Origin of the sequence: Peribacillus sp. FSL E2-0159, assembly GCF_038643155.1 — a bacterium.
Classification (GTDB): Bacteria; Bacillota; Bacilli; order Bacillales; family DSM-1321; genus Peribacillus; species Peribacillus simplex.
The window spans coordinates 1,834,034-1,852,625 of sequence record NZ_CP152053.1; the positions used below are offsets into that span (position 1 = coordinate 1,834,034).

Sequence of the window (18,592 nt, forward strand, 5' to 3'; positions counted from 1 at the left end):
ATGTGGGGAAACGTTTTGCCCTTATTACTGGAGCCAGTGGAGGAATCGGCAGGGAAATCGCTATAAAGCTAGCCGAGGAGAATTACTCACTTTATTTACATTATAACAGCAATGAAGAAGCGATACTTGAACTGATTGAAGAACTGAAGCCTCATCAAGTCGAACTTATTCCGGTTCAAGCGGATTTGGCTGCACCGTACGGCTACAAGAAATTGGCGGAAAGTATTTTTGCCCTCCATGCAATCGTCCTTAATAGTGGCAATAGCTATTATGGGCTTATATCGGACATGGATGAGACAATCGTTAATGAAATGGTCCAGCTGCATGTAACGAGTCCTTTCCAATTAACAAAGGAACTGCTTCCAAAGCTTATGTACCAAGAACAGGCTGCCATCGTTGCGGTCACATCGATTTGGGGGCAGACAGGTGCATCTTGTGAAGTATTATATTCTATGGTCAAGGGCAGTCAAAATGCTTTTATCAAGGCGCTTAGCAAAGAAGTATCGCTTAATGGAATCAGGGTGAATGCCGTTGCCCCAGGTGCGATTTCCACTTCCATGCTCGAATCATTCAGTGCAGAAGATCTGGAAATCATCAAAGGCGATATCCCGATGGGCAGGATGGGGCATTCCAAAGAAGTCGCCGAGGCCGTATACTATTTGCTTTCCGACAAGTCGTCTTATATAACCGGGCAAATCTTAGGCGTAAATGGCGGCTGGTACACATGATTTTTTTTAGACATGTATAATTTTCTCGGTTCCTTCACAAAATATCTATGTACTATTTTGAAGGAAAGGGTGACCATACATGTCTGTACTGGACAATTGGGATCAATGGAAAAATTTCTTAGGCGACAGATTAAATCAAGGTGAACAACAAGGTTTGTCAGAAAGTGCTGTTAACAACTTGGCTTTCGAAATCGGTGATTACCTGGCTAATCAGGTTGAGCCCCAGAATGATCAAGAGAAAGTGCTTGCTGATCTTTGGTCGGTCGCAAGCGATGAAGAAAAACATGCCATGGCAAATGTCATGGTCAAGTTAGTCGAGAACAATGGAACGAAGTAAAATATCAATCCGAAGGCCCTGTTATTAATTAACAGGGCCTTTTGGATTTAAGTGGATGACTATTTATCCTCTTATATAAAAATGAATATTTTTCTAGGGTTTTTCCTTTTAACTTATCACGAAATGCTATATTATAGAAGCTAGACAATTAATATTAAAGTGTTCAGACCTTGAAATTTACGATGGATAAGTTTTTTGCCCCTGAGTAGGGTAAAAACTTTTAGGCTTAAGGAGTGTTATCGTGGAGAATAAAGAATGGTATTTTGAATATGAAATTCAAGTCAACCGTCCTGGTTTATTAGGGGATATTTCATCCCTTCTGGGTATGCTTTCCATTAATATCATCACCATTAATGGGGTCGATGAAGGCAGGCGTGGTTTACTTTTGTTGGCGAAAGACAGCCGTAATATAGAAAGATTCGAGTCAATCCTCCGCACGATGGATACGATAAAGGTCATTAAGCTTAGGGAACCTAAATTGCGTGATCGCCTCGCAGTCAGGCATGGACGTTATATTCAGCGCGATGCCGATGAGAAAAACACCTTTAGGTTTGTTCGTGATGAACTAGGCTTGCTTGTCGATTTCCTGGCCGAGCTATTTAAACAGGAAGGTCATAAATTAATTGGGATACGAGGGATGCCTCGTGTCGGGAAAACTGAATCTATCGTAGCCTCGAGTGTATGTGCTAATAAGAGATGGTTGTTTGTGTCATCGACCCTTTTAAAGCAGACTATCCGCAGTCAGCTTATTGAGGATGAATATAATAATGATAATTTGTTCATTTTAGATGGAATTGTTTCAACTCGCCGTGCAAATGAGCGTCATTGGCAGTTGATCCGCGAAATAATGAGGCTTGATGCTGTCAAAGTAATCGAACATCCGGATGTTTTTGTCCAAAATACGGAGTATACCCTCGAAGACTTTGATTATATTATTGAATTGCGAAACAATCCTGAAGAAGAAATAACATATGAAGTTGTCGACCAAAAAGACCAGTTTTCAGGGTCCGATTTTGGTTCCTTTGACTTTTAAAATGGCAGGTGTTTTATTTGAGTGAGTTAGGTAATCGATTAAAGGAAGCTAGGGAAGCCAAACGTCTTAGCTTAGAAGATTTGCAGGAATTAACAAAGATTCAAAAGCGTTACCTCATTGGCATTGAAGAGGGAAATTACAGTATGATGCCTGGAAAGTTCTATGTACGGGCATTCATAAAGCAATATTGTGAAGCGGTCGGACTGGATTCAGAAGAGATTTTCGAACAATATAAGAGTGAAATACCATCGGTCTATAGCGAGGAATTGCCAGAACAGCTTTCAAGGGTCCAATCCAGAAAAACGATACCGACAGGGGACTCGAAGGTTGTAGAAATGTTACCGAAGATCTTGGCTGTCGTTTTAGTAATTGGTGCGGCCGTTTTGATTTGGGTGCTGGTATCGAACTATATGAGTAACCCAGATAATGAAGATAAAAAGAACGTTAAAGAGAATGAAGCCGTGGGCTACAATAAAAGTGATGGTTTTAACGAAGAAAAAGGGAATGCAGACCAAAAACAGAATGAAGAAAAATCAGATTCATCTGATGTGAAGAATGAAGATGATGCAGTTGTCAAAGATGAAAAGAAGGAGCAAAAACTTGCCGTCACCAGTTCCAGCGGTAAAAATAGTACGTATGAATTAAAAAATACCGATACCTTTAAATTAAAGGTGACCTCCAAAGGCTCACCATGGGTCGGCATAAAAAATGGTGAAGGCAAATTACTTTTCCAGGGCACCATCGACAAGGACAAAAGCCAGGAAATTGATTTCACCAATGAAAAAGAAGCTGTCATCAATATAGGCAGAGCATATGAAACTGAGATTTATGTGAATGATGAGAAGCTGGAGTATTCCATTTCACCGACTGAAGTGAATACGCAATTGGTTACGATACAATTTACGAAAGCCGAATAGTCATCTTATAGATGACTATTTTTGCTCTATATAAATAGTAAGGCGGCGGGAAATGGTTTACCCGGCATATAAGATTGGATTTTGAGTTAAATTATACATATAAGCATTATTTCAGATCTAAGACGCATTGCCCAAAAGGCAGGCGTAAATTTTGGAGGTAAAAGTTTTGAATCTGCCTAATAAGATTACAGTAGCAAGAATCTGTTTAATACCAGTATTTTTAATCATCATGCTCGTTCCTTTTTCATGGGGGACGCTGACTTGGGGAGAATACAGTTTGCCAGTGGCGCACTTAGCTGGAGCCATCCTCTTTATTATCGCTTCCACTACGGATTGGATCGATGGCCATTTTGCCAGAAAATATAATATGATTACTGATTTAGGGAAATTTTTAGATCCATTGGCTGATAAACTTCTGGTTTCGGCTGCCTTAATCGTTTTGGTTGATCTAGATTTAATGTACGGTCAATCTTGGATTGCCATCGTGATCATAAGTCGCGAGTTTGCAGTCACCGGATTGCGTCTGGTGTTAGCGGGTACAGGGGAAGTGGTTGCAGCGAACCAGCTTGGTAAAATTAAAACATGGGCACAAATCGTTTCTATTTCGGCATTATTGCTGCATAACCTTCCTTTTGCCCTCATTTCACTTCCATTTGCTAATATCGCATTATGGATTGCATTAATCTTTACAATCTGGTCAGGTTTGGATTATTTTATAAAAAACAAAGAAGTATTTGTTAATTCAAAGTAAAACGAATGGTGGTTTTGAAAAGATGGATGCAGAAATCATTGCAGTGGGCTCAGAGCTTCTTTTAGGACAAATCAATAACACTAATGGAAGATTCTTATCGCAGCAGTTTGCGGAAATGGGGATCAACGTTTTTTACCATACTGTGGTCGGGGATAACGACCGCCGTTTACAACAAGCTATAGAAATCGCTGAATCGAGGGCGAACTTGATTGTCTTTACCGGTGGACTTGGTCCTACCAAAGATGATTTAACGAAAGAAACGATTGCTCGCCATATAGGGAAAAAGCTCGTTTTTAATGATGAAGCTTTGCAATCCATTGAAGCTTACTTCCAAAAACGGGAACGGCCGATGACGGAAAACAATAAAAAGCAGGCCCTTGTCTTAGAAGGCAGTGAAGTGTTGGCAAACGATCATGGCATGGCACCGGGAATGGTTTTGTCCAAATCTGGGATTACATATATGCTTCTACCTGGTCCGCCAAGTGAAATGGAGCCAATGTTTTTAAGTTATGGTTATGAAAAGATCATGAATAAATTGGAAAAGCATGAACGGATCGATTCCAAGGTTCTTCGGTTCTACGGTATAGGTGAAGCTGAACTTGAAACGGTGATTGAAGATCTCCTTGTCAATCAAACGAATCCGACAATTGCTCCGCTTGCAGCCGAAGGGGAAGTGACGTTAAGGATCACCGCTAAAGACTCTTCTAAAGAAAAATGCGAAGAGCTTATTTTAGAAGCGGAAAAAGAAATTCTTAGCAGAGTCGGCAAGTTCCATTATGGAAGTGATAATACTTCGCTAATAAAGGAACTTGTAAAAGAATTAACGGTCCGCAAGCTTTCAATCGCGGCAGCTGAAAGCTTGACCGGAGGGATGTTCCAAGAACAGCTGACAACCATCCCGGGTGCCGGTAAAGTATTCAAAGGCGGAATTGTCTGCTATACGAATGATGCGAAGTCGAATGTCCTCGGCGTCAGTGATGATACGATATCTGAGCATGGGGTGGTCAGCGGTGAGTGTGCAATGGAAATGGCCTCTAATGTCCGGAGCAAGCTCGATGCGGATGTAGGCATAAGCTTTACGGGTGTTGCAGGGCCGGATGAACAAGAAGGCAAGCCTGTAGGGACAGTATTTATTGGCATTTCCTATCGGGATGGGAACACTCATTTCAAGGAGTTGAATCTTTCCGGAAGCAGGGCGCAAAACCGTATTCGGAGTGTGAAGTACGGCTGTCACTACCTATTAAGGGATTTATAATCGCTATAAGCAGAGCTTTTTACAGCTCTGCTTTTTATTTGGTCTGAGAAGTTTGTTTCTTGAAAAATAGGGAAAAAAGAAGAAAGTTAATTCAATGAAAATGTTTTTTTTAGGGAGTACGAGAAACGAAATGGGGATTTCCTTAAGATAAAACGCTTTTTTACAAAGAATATCCCGAAAGAAAAAAACGAATGAATGTTCGACTTTTTGCTTGGCAAAATAGTAAAAAGAGTATATAGTAAAGATAGGTTTTGAGACAGGATACAAACCTTGATCTCAAATAATTGCTAACGTAAGTACACCTTTAATCGGACAGCCGATTATTTGAATATAGAGGAGGAAATTGAGTGAGTGATCGTCAAGCGGCTTTAGATATGGCGTTAAAACAAATTGAAAAACAATTTGGTAAAGGTTCCATTATGAAACTTGGGGAACAGTCTGATCGTAGGATTTCAACGATTTCAAGCGGTTCTTTAGCATTGGACGTAGCATTGGGAGTGGGCGGATATCCAAGAGGCCGGGTCATTGAGATATATGGACCTGAAAGCTCCGGTAAAACGACTGTTGCTTTACATGCTATTGCAGAAGTACAAAAGACTGGCGGCACGGCTGCATTCATTGATGCAGAGCATGCCTTAGATCCAGCATATTCAGAAAAACTTGGTGTGAATATCGATGAGTTACTGCTTTCACAGCCTGATACGGGTGAACAAGCCTTAGAGATCGCTGAAGCGTTAGTTCGAAGTGGAGCGGTGGATATAATTGTCATTGACTCGGTGGCAGCACTTGTTCCTAAAGCTGAAATCGAAGGCGAAATGGGAGATTCCCATATGGGTCTTCAAGCCCGGATGATGTCTCAGGCACTAAGAAAACTATCAGGTGCCATTAATAAATCAAATACCATTGCCATTTTCATTAACCAAGTCCGTGAAAAAATCGGTGTTATGTTTGGGAATCCTGAAACGACTCCGGGAGGCCGGGCATTGAAGTTCTATTCAACTGTTCGTCTGGAAGTGCGTCGTGCGGAACAACTAAAACAAGGAAATGAAATTGTCGGTAATAAAACCAAAATCAAAGTTGTAAAAAACAAGGTTGCTCCACCATTCCGTCAAGCGGAAGTTGACATCATGTATGGTCAAGGGATTTCCCAGGAAGGTGAAATCATCGATATGGGTGCAGATCTTGATATCGTCCTTAAAAGCGGCTCGTGGTATTCATACAATGAAGAGCGTGTCGGACAAGGCCGCGAAAATGCGAAGCTGTTCTTGAAAGAAAATCAGGATATCGCTCAGGAAATTTCTCAGAAAATCAGAGATCACTATAATCTCGATGGCGAGCATGAATTACCACCAGAAGAAAATGAACCAGAAGAGCATTTTGAATTGCTTGATTAATGGTATTTGGAAAAGGCCTAAGCTTGTTCGCTTAGGCCTTTTCTATATATTTTGAGAAAAGTGTGAAATTTCCAGAGGTTTATATGGCATTGAAATCAGATTTACAGACTTCTTCCATAATGAATGCTGTACATTATGATGGTTAATATTAAGAAAACTTGAATAATCATTGATACATAAGGGACAAACGCTTGACAATAAAAATTCTCAACTATACAATTAATATGTATATTTTACAATTTTTCAAACTAAAATTTTGAAAATTAAGTGCTGTATATTGAATTTATGTGCAATGTACTTGCCGACAGTTCAACATTTTATGTAAAAAGTTCATAGCAAGGGGAGGTGAAACGATGGAACCCATGACAATCATCTTCACTTTGCTTGGCCTAATCGTCGGTGCAGTTGTTGGTTATTTTATTCACAAATCAAAATTTGAGAGTAAAATAGCAGGGGCAAAGGGCTCTGCAGAACACATCCTTGAGGATGCAAAACGTGAAGCGGAAGCACTTAAGAAAGAAGCCTTGTTGGAAGCAAAAGATGAAATTCATAAAGTTCGTGCCGATTCGGATCGGGAAGCCCGTGAAAGAAGGAACGAATTACAAAAACAAGAAAATCGGTTATTGCAAAGAGAAGAGAATCTGGACCGCAAGGATGAAACGTTAGACAAACGTGAAAGCCTTTTGGAGAAAAAAGAAGATTCTCTAAACCAAAGACAACAGCATATTGAAGAGATGGAAAGCAAAGTGGACGAGACGGTTCGTAAGCAGCAAACAGAGCTTGAACGTGTTTCCGGTTTAACTCGTGAAGAAGCTAAAGCAATCATTATAGACCGAATGGAAAACGAGCTGGCTCACGATGTTGCGCTTATGATTAAAGAAAGTGATACCCGTGCCAAAGAAGAAGCTGATAAAAAAGCAAAAGAAGTCCTTTCTCTTGCCATTCAGCGTTGTGCGGCTGATCATGTTGCAGAAACCACCGTTTCTGTAGTAAATCTTCCAAACGATGAAATGAAAGGACGGATAATCGGACGTGAAGGACGAAATATCCGGACGTTAGAAACGCTAACAGGTATTGACCTTATTATTGATGATACTCCTGAAGCTGTCATTTTATCTGGATTCGATCCAATTAGACGGGAAACGGCACGCTTGGCTCTTGAGAAACTTGTTCAGGACGGACGGATCCATCCGGCTCGTATTGAAGAAATGGTTGACAAAGCAAGACGTGAGGTAGATGAACATATTCGTGAAATTGGTGAACAAACAACTTTTGAAGTTGGAGTTCACGGTCTCCATCCAGATCTCATCAAAATACTAGGGCGTTTGAAGTTCCGTACCAGTTATGGGCAAAACGTACTTAAACATTCAATTGAAGTGGCCCAGCTTTCAGGTTTACTGGCCGCTGAGCTTGGTGAGGATGAAGTTCTTGCCCGCCGTGCAGGTTTATTGCATGATATTGGGAAAGCGATTGATCATGAAGTGGAAGGCAGTCACGTCGAAATTGGCGTTGAATTAGCCACCAAATATAAAGAGCATCCAACTGTCATTAATAGCATCGCTTCACATCATGGCGATACGGAACCAACTTCCATCATTTCAGTGCTTGTGGCTGCCGCTGATGCATTATCAGCTGCAAGACCGGGAGCTAGAAGTGAAACGCTTGAAAATTACATTAGAAGACTTGAAAAACTTGAGGAAATTTCCGAATCCTATGATGGAGTGGAAAAATCCTTTGCGATTCAAGCCGGACGAGAAGTGCGGATTCTAGTGAAACCAGAACAGATCGATGATCTTTCGGCCCATCGACTCGCACGTGATATCCGGAAAAGGATTGAAGAAGAGCTCGATTACCCAGGTCATATAAAAGTCACGGTCATCCGTGAAACAAGAGCAGTCGAATACGCCAAATAATGGTTAATGAAAGACGAAGTGGTGCAAACCACTTCGTTTTTTCTATTTCCGATATTAGTCGTTAAGCGTAATTCCTATAATTACCCCAAATTATGTTACAATACATACTTGAATAATTCATATTATTAGGTGAATCTAGAAAGGATTTTACAATGAAATTGCTATTTATTGGAGATGTAGTGGGATCTCCTGGTCGTGACATGATCCAAGAATACCTTCCTAAGTTAAAAGAAAAGTATCGTCCGCATATCACGGTCATCAATGGCGAGAATGCAGCAAGTGGCCGGGGAATTACTGAAAAGATTTACCGCAGTTTTTTAGAATGGGGAGCGCAGGCGGTGACCATGGGAAACCATACATGGGATAATCGTGATATTTTCAATTTTATTGATGAAGCGAAATATCTCGTCCGTCCTGCAAACTTTCCAGACGGGGCACCTGGAGAAGGAATGAAATTTTTAAAATTGAACCAGCATGAAATAGCGATCATCAATTTGCAAGCGAGAACGTTCATGCCTGATTTGGATTGTCCGTTCAAAAAGGCGGAAGAACTCGTGGCGGAGGCTCGAAAAAAGACACCGATCATCTTTGTCGATTTTCATGGAGAAGCTACAAGTGAAAAGCAAGCTATGGGGTGGTTCCTGGATGGGAAGGTTACAGCCGTTGTCGGTACACACACACACGTCCAGACAGCCGATAACCGTATATTACCTGCAGGCACCGCTTACATATCAGATGTAGGCATGACAGGACCATATGATGGCATTCTTGGTATGGAAAGAGGGGCAGTCATCCATCGGTTCCTAACTAGCTTTCCTGTTCGTTTCGAAGTGCCAAAAGAGGGGCGGACCCTATTAAGTGGGGTTCTCCTTGAAATTGATGATAAAACTGGCAAGGCTAAAAAAATAGAAAGGATATTGATTAACGAAGATCATCCCTTTTATCATTGATTCGAACGGATGGACAGTCAAACTGGCCATCCGTTTTTCCATTTACTAATAAATGGTGTACAATCCCAGTTTTCTTTGTCATACAAGTTTTACTTGATGAATATAGTAGCAGTGGAAAGTGTTATAACTATTGAGCCAAGTTAGAATCGGCAGGGAAAACAAGGAGGACTAGGAATGGAAATATTAAAAGTTTCAGCAAAATCTAATCCTAATTCTGTAGCAGGCGCACTAGCGGGAGTGCTCAGGGAAAGAGGAGCAGCCGAAATTCAAGCAATCGGTGCAGGTGCGTTAAATCAAGCCGTCAAGGCAGTAGCAATCGCAAGAGGGTTTGTCGCACCTAGTGGAGTTGACTTGATTTGTATTCCTGCCTTTACAGATATACTTATTGATGGCGAAGAGAGAACGGCAATAAAACTAATCATTGAGCCAAGATAATTCCATGTTTGGATGTCCTGTTTGTCGGATGGCGAGCAGGCTCTTTTTTGTCGTGAAATCCAAATGACGAAAGACCAGTGTCCCTTTATAATGGAATATATAATCATAAAAAAGGTACAGGAAGGGGGATTACTTTGGAGATTTTTGATGCACATTGTGATGTGCTGATGAAGATGTTCATCGATCCGGATATTTCTTTTACGAATAGTGATAAATTACATATAACAAAGCGGGGTTTATTGGATGAAGGGGGAAAAGTCCAATGTTTTGCAATATATATTCCTGAAAAAGTCCACCCTGATATGAGATTTCAAGCGGCTTTGGCGATGGTGGATATTTTTCGTGAAAAGATTTTATCAGAGCCGGAAATGAAATTTATAAAGACCAAGGCAGACATCGAGTCATTAAAAGAAAAGGAAATCGGTGCAATGCTAACTTTGGAGGGGTGCGATTGCATTGGGAATGATTTGTTGAAACTGAAAACCCTTATTCATCTTGGAGTGTCCTCCGTAGGTCTAACTTGGAATTACGCTAACTTGGTAGCGGATGGGGCATTAGAAACAAGAGGGGGCGGCTTGACAGGATTCGGAACGGAGGTAGTCTCGCTATTGAATGAGAAGTCGATTTGGTGTGATTTATCCCATTTGTCCGAATCTGGATTTTGGGACGCCCTAAAGTTGGCGAAATTCCCAATCGCTTCTCATTCGAATGCTTATCATCTTTGTCCGCATCCGCGAAATTTAAAAGACACCCAGATAAAAGCCCTATTGCAGAAAAATGGGGTGATCGGCGTAACCTTTGTCCCGCAATTTCTGGCAAATGATGATTCGGCTACGATAAAGGATATCTTGAAACATATAGAGCATATATGCAGTTTGGGCGGGGAAAGACAAATTGGATTAGGGTCTGACTTCGATGGAATCGATCATATGGTAGAAAATTTAATGTCATATAAGGATTATCATAACTTAATCAATGAACTGAACAGGCTTTATTCAAGTGAGTTTGTAAAAGGCCTCCTTTTTGATAATTTCACTCGTGATTTTCCGCTTGAAAAGGAAATATCTTAAGTGATTTTCAATTCTTACTATATAGATATGAATAAATATTCTGAAAATATAAAAAATAAAAGCAAAAAGGTTGCAATTTAATGATTTAACCGATAGAATTGAAAGCGTTTAGTACACCTTTCCTAAATTAGAACGATTAATTATACATAGTTTAATGTTCTAAAGAGAGGTGCGGTTAAATGCATTTATATACGAACGTCCTAAAGGAGTGTAAGACATGATCAATCAACTTTCATGGAAAGTTGGCGGACAACAAGGTGAAGGTATTGAAAGTACAGGAGAAATATTCTGTATTGCCCTCAATCGCTTAGGTTATTACTTGTATGGCTACCGTCATTTCTCATCCCGAATCAAGGGTGGACACACGAATAACAAAATTCGTGTAAGTACTACGGAAACTCGTGCTATCTCTGATGATTTAGACATCTTAGTTGCTTTTGACCAAGAAACAATTGACGTCAATTATAAAGAATTACATGAAGGTGGCATCATAATCGCAGATGCAAAATTCAAACCTGTCTGCCCAGAAGATACAAAGGCGGAATTATATATTGTTCCATTTACCGAAATAGCAGCCGAATTAGGAACATCATTAATGAAAAATATGGTCGCCATCGGTGCAACATGTGCTGTTCTAGGTATGGAAATTTCCGTATTCAACGATGTGGTTGATGAAATATTCGGCCGTAAAGGTGAAGAAATCGTTAAGAAGAATATGGATGCCATTACTGCTGGCTATAAGGCAATGGAAGTGATGCTTGGAGAAAAACTTGGCACAATGGAGCTGGAAAAGGCAGACGGCCAAAAACGAATGTTCATGATCGGAAACGATGCCATCGCTTTAGGCGCAGTTGCAGGCGGTTGCCGCTTCATGGCAGCTTACCCGATTACTCCGGCCTCGGAAATTATGGAATACTTAATTAAAAAACTTCCTCAATTTGGCGGGACGGTCATACAGACTGAAGATGAAATCGCGGCGGCTACAATGGCGATCGGTGCAAACTATGGCGGAGTACGTGCAATCACAGCTTCAGCTGGACCTGGACTTTCCTTGAAAATGGAAGCGATTGGTTTAGCGGGCATTACCGAAACGCCAATTGTCATCGTCGATACTCAACGTGGCGGTCCATCTACGGGACTTCCTACAAAACAGGAGCAATCCGATTTAATGGCCATGATTTATGGTACACATGGTGAAATACCTAAAATCGTCATGGCTCCAAGTACTGTTGAGGAAGCTTTTTATGATACAGCGGAAGCATTCAACCTTGCAGAGGAATATCAATGTCCAGTTATCGTTTTATCCGACTTACAGCTATCATTGGGTAAACAAACGGTTCAGCCGCTTGATTACGGCAAAGTGGAGATAAGACGCGGAAAATTGGTTGACTTTGAAATCGAAGAGGCTGAAAACAAATCTTACTTCAAGCGTTATGAAGTAACGGAAGACGGAGTCTCACCACGTGTAGTGCCTGGTATGAAAAATGGAATTCACCATGTTACAGGTGTTGAACATGATGAAACGGGCAGACCTTCTGAGACGGCTTTGAATCGTAAATTGCAAATGGATAAACGGATGCGTAAGCTGAATAATTTAACTAACACATTCCAAACACCAGTATACAAAAACACACCGCATGAAGAAGCGGATTTATTAATTCTTGGCTTTAACTCAACACGCGGGACGATTGATGAAGCGATCGGCCGGTTAGAAACGGATGGAATGAAAGTGAATCATGCACAAATCCGTTTGATTCATCCTTTCCCAGCTGATGAAGTCCTATCATTGGTGCAAAGTGCTAAGAAAGTAGTAGTTATTGAAAATAATGCGACTGGACAATTGGCTAATATTATCAAGATGAATGTCGGACATGTTAATAAAATTAAAAGCATCCTAAAATATGATGGCAACCCATTCCTCCCGCATGAAATTCACACACAATGCAAGGAGATGTTCGAATATGGCAACGTTTAAAGAGTTTCGGAATGATGTAAAACCTAACTGGTGTCCTGGCTGCGGAGATTTCTCCGTTCAGGCTGCCATGCAGCGTGCGGCAGCCAATGTAGGATTGGAGCCGGAGAATTTGGCCGTTGTTTCCGGTATCGGCTGTTCAGGGCGTATATCCGGCTACATCAAGTCATATGGTTTCCACGGCATCCATGGCCGCTCACTGCCAATTGCACAAGGAGTTAAAATGGCCAACCGTGAATTGACCGTTATAGCTTCAGGCGGTGACGGAGATGGTTTTGCAATCGGGATGGGACACACCATCCATGCGATCCGCCGTAATATCGACATTACGTATATTGTCATGGATAACCAAATTTATGGATTGACAAAAGGCCAGACTTCTCCTAGATCCGCTGCTGGATTTAAAACGAAATCCACTCCAGAAGGATCAATAGAACAGGCTGTTTCGCCGATGGAATTAGCATTATCAGCTGGCGCTACGTTTGTCGCCCAAAGCTTTTCCACTGACTTGAAAGACCTGACGGCAATCATTGAAGCCGGGATAAACCATAAAGGGTTCTCCTTTATCAATGTTTTCTCTCCTTGCGTAACATACAATAAGATCAATACGTATGATTGGTTTAAACAAAACTTAACTAAATTGAGCACGATTGAAGGCTATGATTCATCAAATAAAGAACAGGCCATGCAGACTTTGATGCAACATGACAGCCTTGTGACAGGGATTATTTATCAAGACTCTTCACGCCCTTCGTACCAGGAATTAGTGCCAGGGTATGCTGAAAAAGCGTTAAATAAATCAGATCTGACATTGGATCAAGCACACTTTGATAAGCTTGTTGCTGAATTTATGTAAAAAATTAAAAGGTTCACCCCTAAACATGGGGTGAACCTTTTTTGTGATTTATTTGAAAACTCATGTTGTGAGAATCATTATACTCTCTAAATTAGCTTACCACCAACCGTTATTGCATCAAAAGCCGAAGAAATTGCAACGATTCCTTCTACGACAACAACAATTGTGATGGCGGTCCCGATCGCGGTCCCGATCACGATCACGGTCACGGTCGCGGTCCCGATCGCGGTCCCGATCGCGTCTATTACAGCCCCTCACAGCACGACAAAAATCGTCTGCGATTCTATCGTTATTTCTGTCCCGATCCCGATCCCGATCCCGATCCCGATCCCGATCCCGATCCCGATCGTGGTCACGCCTATTACATCCACATGACATATAAGTCACTCCTTCAATTATATTGTTCTACAAGATATCTTATTCAAGACCGGACAAGATGCTATAGATATATGACCCATTTAACAAAATGTACGAATGCCCCAAAATCATCATTATTTATGTGAAAAGGCCGGTACAAAAGCGATTATGGTATTTTTGTGATTGATTTTTCATATCTTTACATATTAAGGTAGAGGAAAAAGAACAGCCCTATTTCAGGGGGAATGTACATGTTGAGAGGTAAAATGAAAGCAGTCGTTAAACACCACCGAGGTTATGGGGCACAATTACAAGTTGTCGATATACCGGATATTCGTGATGAAGAGGTCTTGATTCGAGTGAAAATGACCTCGATCTGCGGAACGGATATTCATATTTTCACCTGGGATGAATGGTCACAGGGAAGAGTGAGTCCACCATACGTATTTGGGCACGAATTTGCTGGGGAAGTAATCGAAGTAGGTGCAAGTGTCAGCAATGTTTCGGTTGGTGATTGTGTATCTGCCGAGACACATATAGTTTGCGGTACATGCAGGCAATGCTTAACCGGGCAATTCCATATTTGTAAAAAAACAAACATTATCGGTGTTGATAAACAAGGATGCTTTGCAGAGTATATAGCTCTGCCAGCCAAAAATTTATGGAAAAATCCAAGTGATATGCCACTCGATATAGCTACCATCCAAGAACCGATGGGTAATGCAGTCCATTCAGTGCTAGCTGGCGAGGTTCTGGGTAAAACGGTGGCAATAATCGGCTGTGGTCCAATTGGGCTTATGGCGATTGCTGTAGCAAAGGCCGCTGGTGCTGATAAAGTAATCGCTCTTGATATTAATGATTATCGACTTCAGCTTGCTAAAAAGATGGGTGCTACAGACGTCATTCATTCAATTAAACAGAATCCATTGGAAATCACGAAAAGCCTCACAAATGCGGATGGGGTGGATGTTGTTTGCGAAATGAGCGGTAATCCTGCAGCTATCCAACAAGGGTTTAAGATGGCGACGAATGGTGGAAGAATATCAATACTAAGTCTGCCTACCAAGCCCGTCACGCTTAATATAACAGAGGATATAGTATTTAAGGGTCTTACTGTCCAAGGGATTACTGGAAGGAAGATGTTTTCAACCTGGCAGCAGGTTTCAAGTCTGCTTGAAAGTGGCAAGGTTGATGTAAAACCAATGATTACCCACCGGTTTTCACTTAGTGATTTTGAAAAGGGATTTGAACTGATGATCAAAGGTCAGTGTGGTAAGGTTCTCCTTATACCTTAAACATTTGAAAAGGTGGAAATTGCATTGTCTGCATTTGAAAAATCTTGAAAGAGGAAGGCGTCATCCAAAAATGATAAGAAGAGGCTAATTTCGTCATAGCCTCTTATTTCATGTTCTTATTTTCCGGTGTTTGTGAAAAATTTCTTACAATTAAAGAAGCCACGACAGAATGATTGTTTCTTGCTGTTAAAAGCTTTATACTATGATAATGTGGATATATCACACTTAATAGCTAATATTTACTGGTAATTCTTAATAAGGAATCCGTATAAATCCATTTGAAGATAGGTCTTGAAATAGTTGGTGAAAGAAATAAACTAACTATTTTGAAAGGAGATTAACTATGAACGAGAAACAACGATTAGAATCACAACAAGTACAGGCTGAGAATCCAGCGGACAAAAAATCCGAGAAGGACTTCAGTAAGTATTTTCAAGCCGTTTATATTCCGCCTTCCTTAAAAGATGCGAAAAAGCGAGGAAAAGAAGAAGTAGAATATCATGATGACTTTGCAATTCCTGAAGGTTTCCGTGGAATGGGAGAAGGTAAAAAGTTTTACATTCGTACTTACGGCTGTCAAATGAACGAACATGATACAGAAGTCATGGCGGGCATCTTTATGGCACTTGGTTATCAGCCGACAGACACGGTGGATGATGCTAACGTCATTTTACTTAACACTTGTGCGATTCGGGAAAACGCAGAGAATAAAGTGTTCGGTGAATTGGGGCATTTAAAATCATTGAAATTGGAAAAGCCGGATCTATTGCTTGGGGTTTGCGGTTGTATGTCACAAGAGGAGTCAGTTGTAAAGCGGATTCTAGAGAAGCACCATTTTGTAGATATGATATTCGGAACGCATAATATCCACCGGCTGCCGCAAATTCTTAATGAAGCTTATCTTTCCAAGGAAATGGTCATTGAGGTTTGGTCTAAAGAAGGTGATGTAATCGAGAACCTTCCGAAAGTGCGTAAAGGAAAAACGAAGGCATGGGTCAATATCATGTATGGCTGCGATAAGTTTTGTACATACTGCATCGTACCTTACACAAGAGGGAAAGAAAGAAGCCGCAGGCCTGAAGATATCATCCAAGAAGTCCGTCATTTAGCGGCACAGGGTTACAAGGAAATAACCTTGCTTGGACAGAATGTGAATGCTTACGGTAAAGATTTTACGGATATAGAATATCGTTTCGGCGATTTGATGGATGAAATCCGCAAAATCGACATTCCGCGTATTCGTTTTACGACAAGCCATCCCCGTGATTTTGATGATCACTTGATTGAAGTACTGGCTAAAGGCGGAAATCTCGTTGACCATATCCATCTTCCAGTTCAATCGGGAAGTACGGACACACTTAAAATCATGGCCCGTAAATATACACGCGAACAATATTTAGAGCTAGTAAAAAAGATCAAGGAAGCTATCCCAAGTGCATCGTTAACCACTGACATCATTGTAGGCTATCCTAATGAAACGGAAGAGCACTTTGAAGAAACGATGTCTTTATACCGTGAAGTTGGTTTCGATGCAGCATATACTTACATCTATTCACCACGTGAGGGGACACCGGCTGCGAAAATGCAGGATAATGTACCGATGGAAGTGAAAAAGGAACGTCTGCAACGCTTGAATGCCCTTGTCAATGAAACGTGCGCATTGAAAATGAAAGAGTATGATGGACAGATTGTTGAAGTGCTCGTTGAAGGCGAAAGCAAGAAGAATGCGGAAGTATTAGCAGGTTATACAACGAAAAATAAGCTCGTGAACTTCAAAGGACCAAAATCCGCTATTGGCCAAATCGTAAAAGTGAAAATCACCGGAACGAAAACATGGTCATTAAATGGGGATATGGTTGAAGAAGCAACGGCGATTGAGGTGGAGTAATATGACTAAATATACTAAAGATGACATTCTGAACAAGGCGGCCGAGCTTGCTGAAATGATCGCCAGCACGGAAGAAGTCGATTTCTTTAAACGGGCAGAAGCTCACATCAATGAAAACCAAAAAATCCGTGAAATGATCGCCAGCATCAAGAGTTTGCAAAAACAGGCTGTAAACTTCCAGCATTACGGCAAAGAGAAAGCATACAGTCAAGTTCAGGCCAAAATTGATGCACTGGAAAAACAATTGGATGAACTTCCGATCGTGCAAGAATTCAAACAATCCCAAGTGGATGTAAATGATCTTTTACAAATGGTCTCATCACAAGTTTCAAATAAGGTGACGGACCTGATTATTGAATCGACTGAAGGAGACATCCTTCGCGGTGAAACAGGTTCACAAGTACAAGCAGGCGGCGGAAGCTGTTCATGAATATAAAAAAAGCCCTTCTGATTTCAGAAGGGCTTTTTACTATGCGTAAATCCTTATACAGTGCCCATTCGTGACACATATCCCAAAACATGCGCATAAAATAACCTAGGTTTAAAACATTACAGCAGTTTTCAAACAATTAAAATTCTACGCACAATAGACTTTTACCACGCATAGGATGAATGGAAACTGTATGAGGAGGGTTCGCTAGCATGTCACAATATAGAGAGATAATTACTAAAGCGGTGGTGGCAAAAGGACGTAAGTTCACAAAGTCCTCTCACACCATTTGCCCGGCTCATCATCCTTCTAGCATTCTAGGTTGTTGGATCATCAACCATAAATACGATGCAAAGAAAGTCGGCAAAAAGGTAGAAATTCACGGCAGCTACGAAATCAACGTTTGGTATTCTTATAACCATAATTCGAAGACGGAAGTTGTAACTGAAAAAGTGCAATATACCGACGTTATTTCGCTGAAATACCGTGATCCCGATTATCTTGATGACCATGAAATCGCTGCAAAAGCTGTCCAACAGCCGAATTGTTTAGAAGCTTGCATCTCCCCATGTGGACAAAAAATCATTGTCCATGTGGAAAGGGAATTCTTTGTGGAAGTCGTCGGCGAAACGAAAATTTGTGTCGCTGTAAGTCCAGATGGCCGCTGTGAGGATGACTGGGGCTCTGATTTCGATGATGAGGATTTCGAAGATTTAGATCCGGATTTCCTTGATGAATTCGAAGACGAATAGAATATAGAAATTAATACCGGATGACATTCCCTTCATCCGGTTTTATTTAATTTGAAGCGGGACAAGTCTCTTGAAGGACTGGCAAAGAGCAAAAAATAGGAATGTAATGTTACTATATCCGTGCGTATGGCTTTGCAGATACAGCTAGCTCACAATTTAAAGGATAATTGATTTACCATGCAATTTCGAATACAGGCAATGTTGCTTTCCCGTATGTTATAATGAAGGACATAAATGTGTAATAGATTTTAGTTTGGAA

At 41.0% G+C, this 18,592-nt stretch carries 18 protein-coding genes; 17 read left to right on the top strand and 1 reads right to left on the bottom strand.

What is annotated here, in order from left to right; genetic code table 11:
* Window positions 1-2: 2 nt before the first annotated feature.
* The 13 genes from NYE63_RS09125 (at window position 3) to NYE63_RS09185 (ending at window position 13,611) form a co-directional block, all read left to right on the top strand.
* The gene (locus NYE63_RS09125; protein WP_307262650.1) at window positions 3-728 is read left to right on the top strand and encodes an SDR family oxidoreductase; all 726 of its coding nucleotides are present in this window, start codon (window positions 3-5) and stop codon (window positions 726-728) included.
* A gap of 79 nt (window positions 729-807) precedes the next feature.
* Window positions 808-1,065 carry a DUF3243 domain-containing protein gene (locus tag NYE63_RS09130; protein ID WP_342604876.1) on the top strand — a complete coding sequence of 86 codons (258 nt, stop codon included), beginning with the start codon at window positions 808-810 and terminating at the stop codon, window positions 1,063-1,065.
* A gap of 241 nt (window positions 1,066-1,306) precedes the next feature.
* Entirely contained in the window at window positions 1,307-2,098 is a 792-nt protein-coding gene (locus tag NYE63_RS09135) for a DUF3388 domain-containing protein (protein WP_063231810.1), read from the top strand.
* An 8-nt stretch (window positions 2,099-2,106) separates the two neighbouring features.
* Window positions 2,107-3,015 carry a RodZ domain-containing protein gene (locus NYE63_RS09140; protein ID WP_342604877.1) on the top strand — a complete coding sequence of 303 codons (909 nt, stop codon included), beginning with the start codon at window positions 2,107-2,109 and terminating at the stop codon, window positions 3,013-3,015.
* Between the two features lie 166 nt (window positions 3,016-3,181).
* A complete protein-coding gene (pgsA, locus tag NYE63_RS09145) occupies window positions 3,182-3,766 on the top strand; it encodes a CDP-diacylglycerol--glycerol-3-phosphate 3-phosphatidyltransferase (protein ID WP_034313524.1) in 585 nt (194 codons plus the stop codon).
* A 22-nt stretch (window positions 3,767-3,788) separates the two neighbouring features.
* Window positions 3,789-5,021: a competence/damage-inducible protein A gene (locus NYE63_RS09150; protein WP_307262640.1), complete on the top strand. Its 1,233-nt coding sequence runs from the start codon at window positions 3,789-3,791 to the stop codon at window positions 5,019-5,021.
* Window positions 5,022-5,368: 347 nt separating this feature from the next.
* On the top strand, window positions 5,369-6,415 hold the full coding sequence (recA, locus tag NYE63_RS09155) for a recombinase RecA (RefSeq protein WP_207437422.1): 1,047 nt from the start codon (window positions 5,369-5,371) through the stop codon (window positions 6,413-6,415).
* 353 nt (window positions 6,416-6,768) lie between these two features.
* Window positions 6,769-8,328: a ribonuclease Y gene (gene rny / locus NYE63_RS09160; RefSeq protein WP_063231807.1), complete on the top strand. Its 1,560-nt coding sequence runs from the start codon at window positions 6,769-6,771 to the stop codon at window positions 8,326-8,328.
* Between the two features lie 152 nt (window positions 8,329-8,480).
* On the top strand, window positions 8,481-9,278 hold the full coding sequence (locus NYE63_RS09165) for a TIGR00282 family metallophosphoesterase (RefSeq protein WP_342604878.1): 798 nt from the start codon (window positions 8,481-8,483) through the stop codon (window positions 9,276-9,278).
* Between the two features lie 174 nt (window positions 9,279-9,452).
* Complete coding sequence (gene spoVS / locus NYE63_RS09170; RefSeq protein WP_029281188.1) at window positions 9,453-9,713, top strand: stage V sporulation protein SpoVS; 261 nt, start codon at window positions 9,453-9,455, stop codon at window positions 9,711-9,713.
* A 134-nt stretch (window positions 9,714-9,847) separates the two neighbouring features.
* The gene (locus tag NYE63_RS09175) at window positions 9,848-10,783 is read left to right on the top strand and encodes a dipeptidase (RefSeq protein WP_342604879.1); all 936 of its coding nucleotides are present in this window, start codon (window positions 9,848-9,850) and stop codon (window positions 10,781-10,783) included.
* A gap of 217 nt (window positions 10,784-11,000) precedes the next feature.
* Complete coding sequence (locus NYE63_RS09180; RefSeq protein ID WP_342604880.1) at window positions 11,001-12,758, top strand: 2-oxoacid:acceptor oxidoreductase subunit alpha; 1,758 nt, start codon at window positions 11,001-11,003, stop codon at window positions 12,756-12,758.
* A complete protein-coding gene (locus NYE63_RS09185) occupies window positions 12,745-13,611 on the top strand; it encodes a 2-oxoacid:ferredoxin oxidoreductase subunit beta (protein ID WP_342604881.1) in 867 nt (288 codons plus the stop codon). Before NYE63_RS09180 ends, NYE63_RS09185 begins: the two co-directional genes overlap by 14 nt.
* A gap of 86 nt (window positions 13,612-13,697) precedes the next feature.
* On the opposite strand, the gene NYE63_RS09190 is transcribed toward NYE63_RS09185, so the two are convergent.
* Complete coding sequence (locus NYE63_RS09190; protein ID WP_342604882.1) at window positions 13,698-13,820, bottom strand: hypothetical protein; 123 nt, start codon at window positions 13,818-13,820, stop codon at window positions 13,698-13,700.
* Between the two features lie 402 nt (window positions 13,821-14,222).
* Here NYE63_RS09190 and tdh point away from each other — a divergent pair, with 402 nt between their 5' ends.
* The 4 genes from tdh to NYE63_RS09210 all read left to right on the top strand — a co-directional run bounded on the left by tdh (window position 14,223) and on the right by NYE63_RS09210 (window position 18,333).
* A complete protein-coding gene (gene tdh / locus NYE63_RS09195) occupies window positions 14,223-15,263 on the top strand; it encodes an L-threonine 3-dehydrogenase (protein ID WP_342605715.1) in 1,041 nt (346 codons plus the stop codon).
* A 343-nt stretch (window positions 15,264-15,606) separates the two neighbouring features.
* Window positions 15,607-17,151, top strand: a complete 1,545-nt coding sequence (miaB, locus tag NYE63_RS09200) for a tRNA (N6-isopentenyl adenosine(37)-C2)-methylthiotransferase MiaB (RefSeq protein ID WP_141992140.1) — start codon at window positions 15,607-15,609, stop codon at window positions 17,149-17,151.
* A 1-nt stretch (window position 17,152) separates the two neighbouring features.
* Window positions 17,153-17,581, top strand: a complete 429-nt coding sequence (locus NYE63_RS09205; RefSeq protein WP_063231802.1) for a RicAFT regulatory complex protein RicA family protein — start codon at window positions 17,153-17,155, stop codon at window positions 17,579-17,581.
* A gap of 212 nt (window positions 17,582-17,793) precedes the next feature.
* Window positions 17,794-18,333: an outer spore coat protein CotE gene (locus NYE63_RS09210; protein ID WP_057278378.1), complete on the top strand. Its 540-nt coding sequence runs from the start codon at window positions 17,794-17,796 to the stop codon at window positions 18,331-18,333.
* Window positions 18,334-18,592 lie beyond the last annotated feature (259 nt).

Coding starts and splice junctions, on each gene's coding strand:
- NYE63_RS09130 (WP_342604876.1), top strand. CDS start 808: ATGTCTGTACTGGACAATTGGGATCAATGGAAAAATTTCTTAGGCGAC.
- NYE63_RS09180 (WP_342604880.1), top strand. CDS start 11,001: ATGATCAATCAACTTTCATGGAAAGTTGGCGGACAACAAGGTGAAGGT.
- NYE63_RS09150 (WP_307262640.1), top strand. CDS start 3,789: ATGGATGCAGAAATCATTGCAGTGGGCTCAGAGCTTCTTTTAGGACAA.
- NYE63_RS09165 (WP_342604878.1), top strand. CDS start 8,481: ATGAAATTGCTATTTATTGGAGATGTAGTGGGATCTCCTGGTCGTGAC.
- NYE63_RS09210 (WP_057278378.1), top strand. CDS start 17,794: ATGTCACAATATAGAGAGATAATTACTAAAGCGGTGGTGGCAAAAGGA.
- spoVS (WP_029281188.1), top strand. CDS start 9,453: ATGGAAATATTAAAAGTTTCAGCAAAATCTAATCCTAATTCTGTAGCA.
- miaB (WP_141992140.1), top strand. CDS start 15,607: ATGAACGAGAAACAACGATTAGAATCACAACAAGTACAGGCTGAGAAT.
- rny (WP_063231807.1), top strand. CDS start 6,769: ATGGAACCCATGACAATCATCTTCACTTTGCTTGGCCTAATCGTCGGT.
- NYE63_RS09205 (WP_063231802.1), top strand. CDS start 17,153: ATGACTAAATATACTAAAGATGACATTCTGAACAAGGCGGCCGAGCTT.
- NYE63_RS09185 (WP_342604881.1), top strand. CDS start 12,745: ATGGCAACGTTTAAAGAGTTTCGGAATGATGTAAAACCTAACTGGTGT.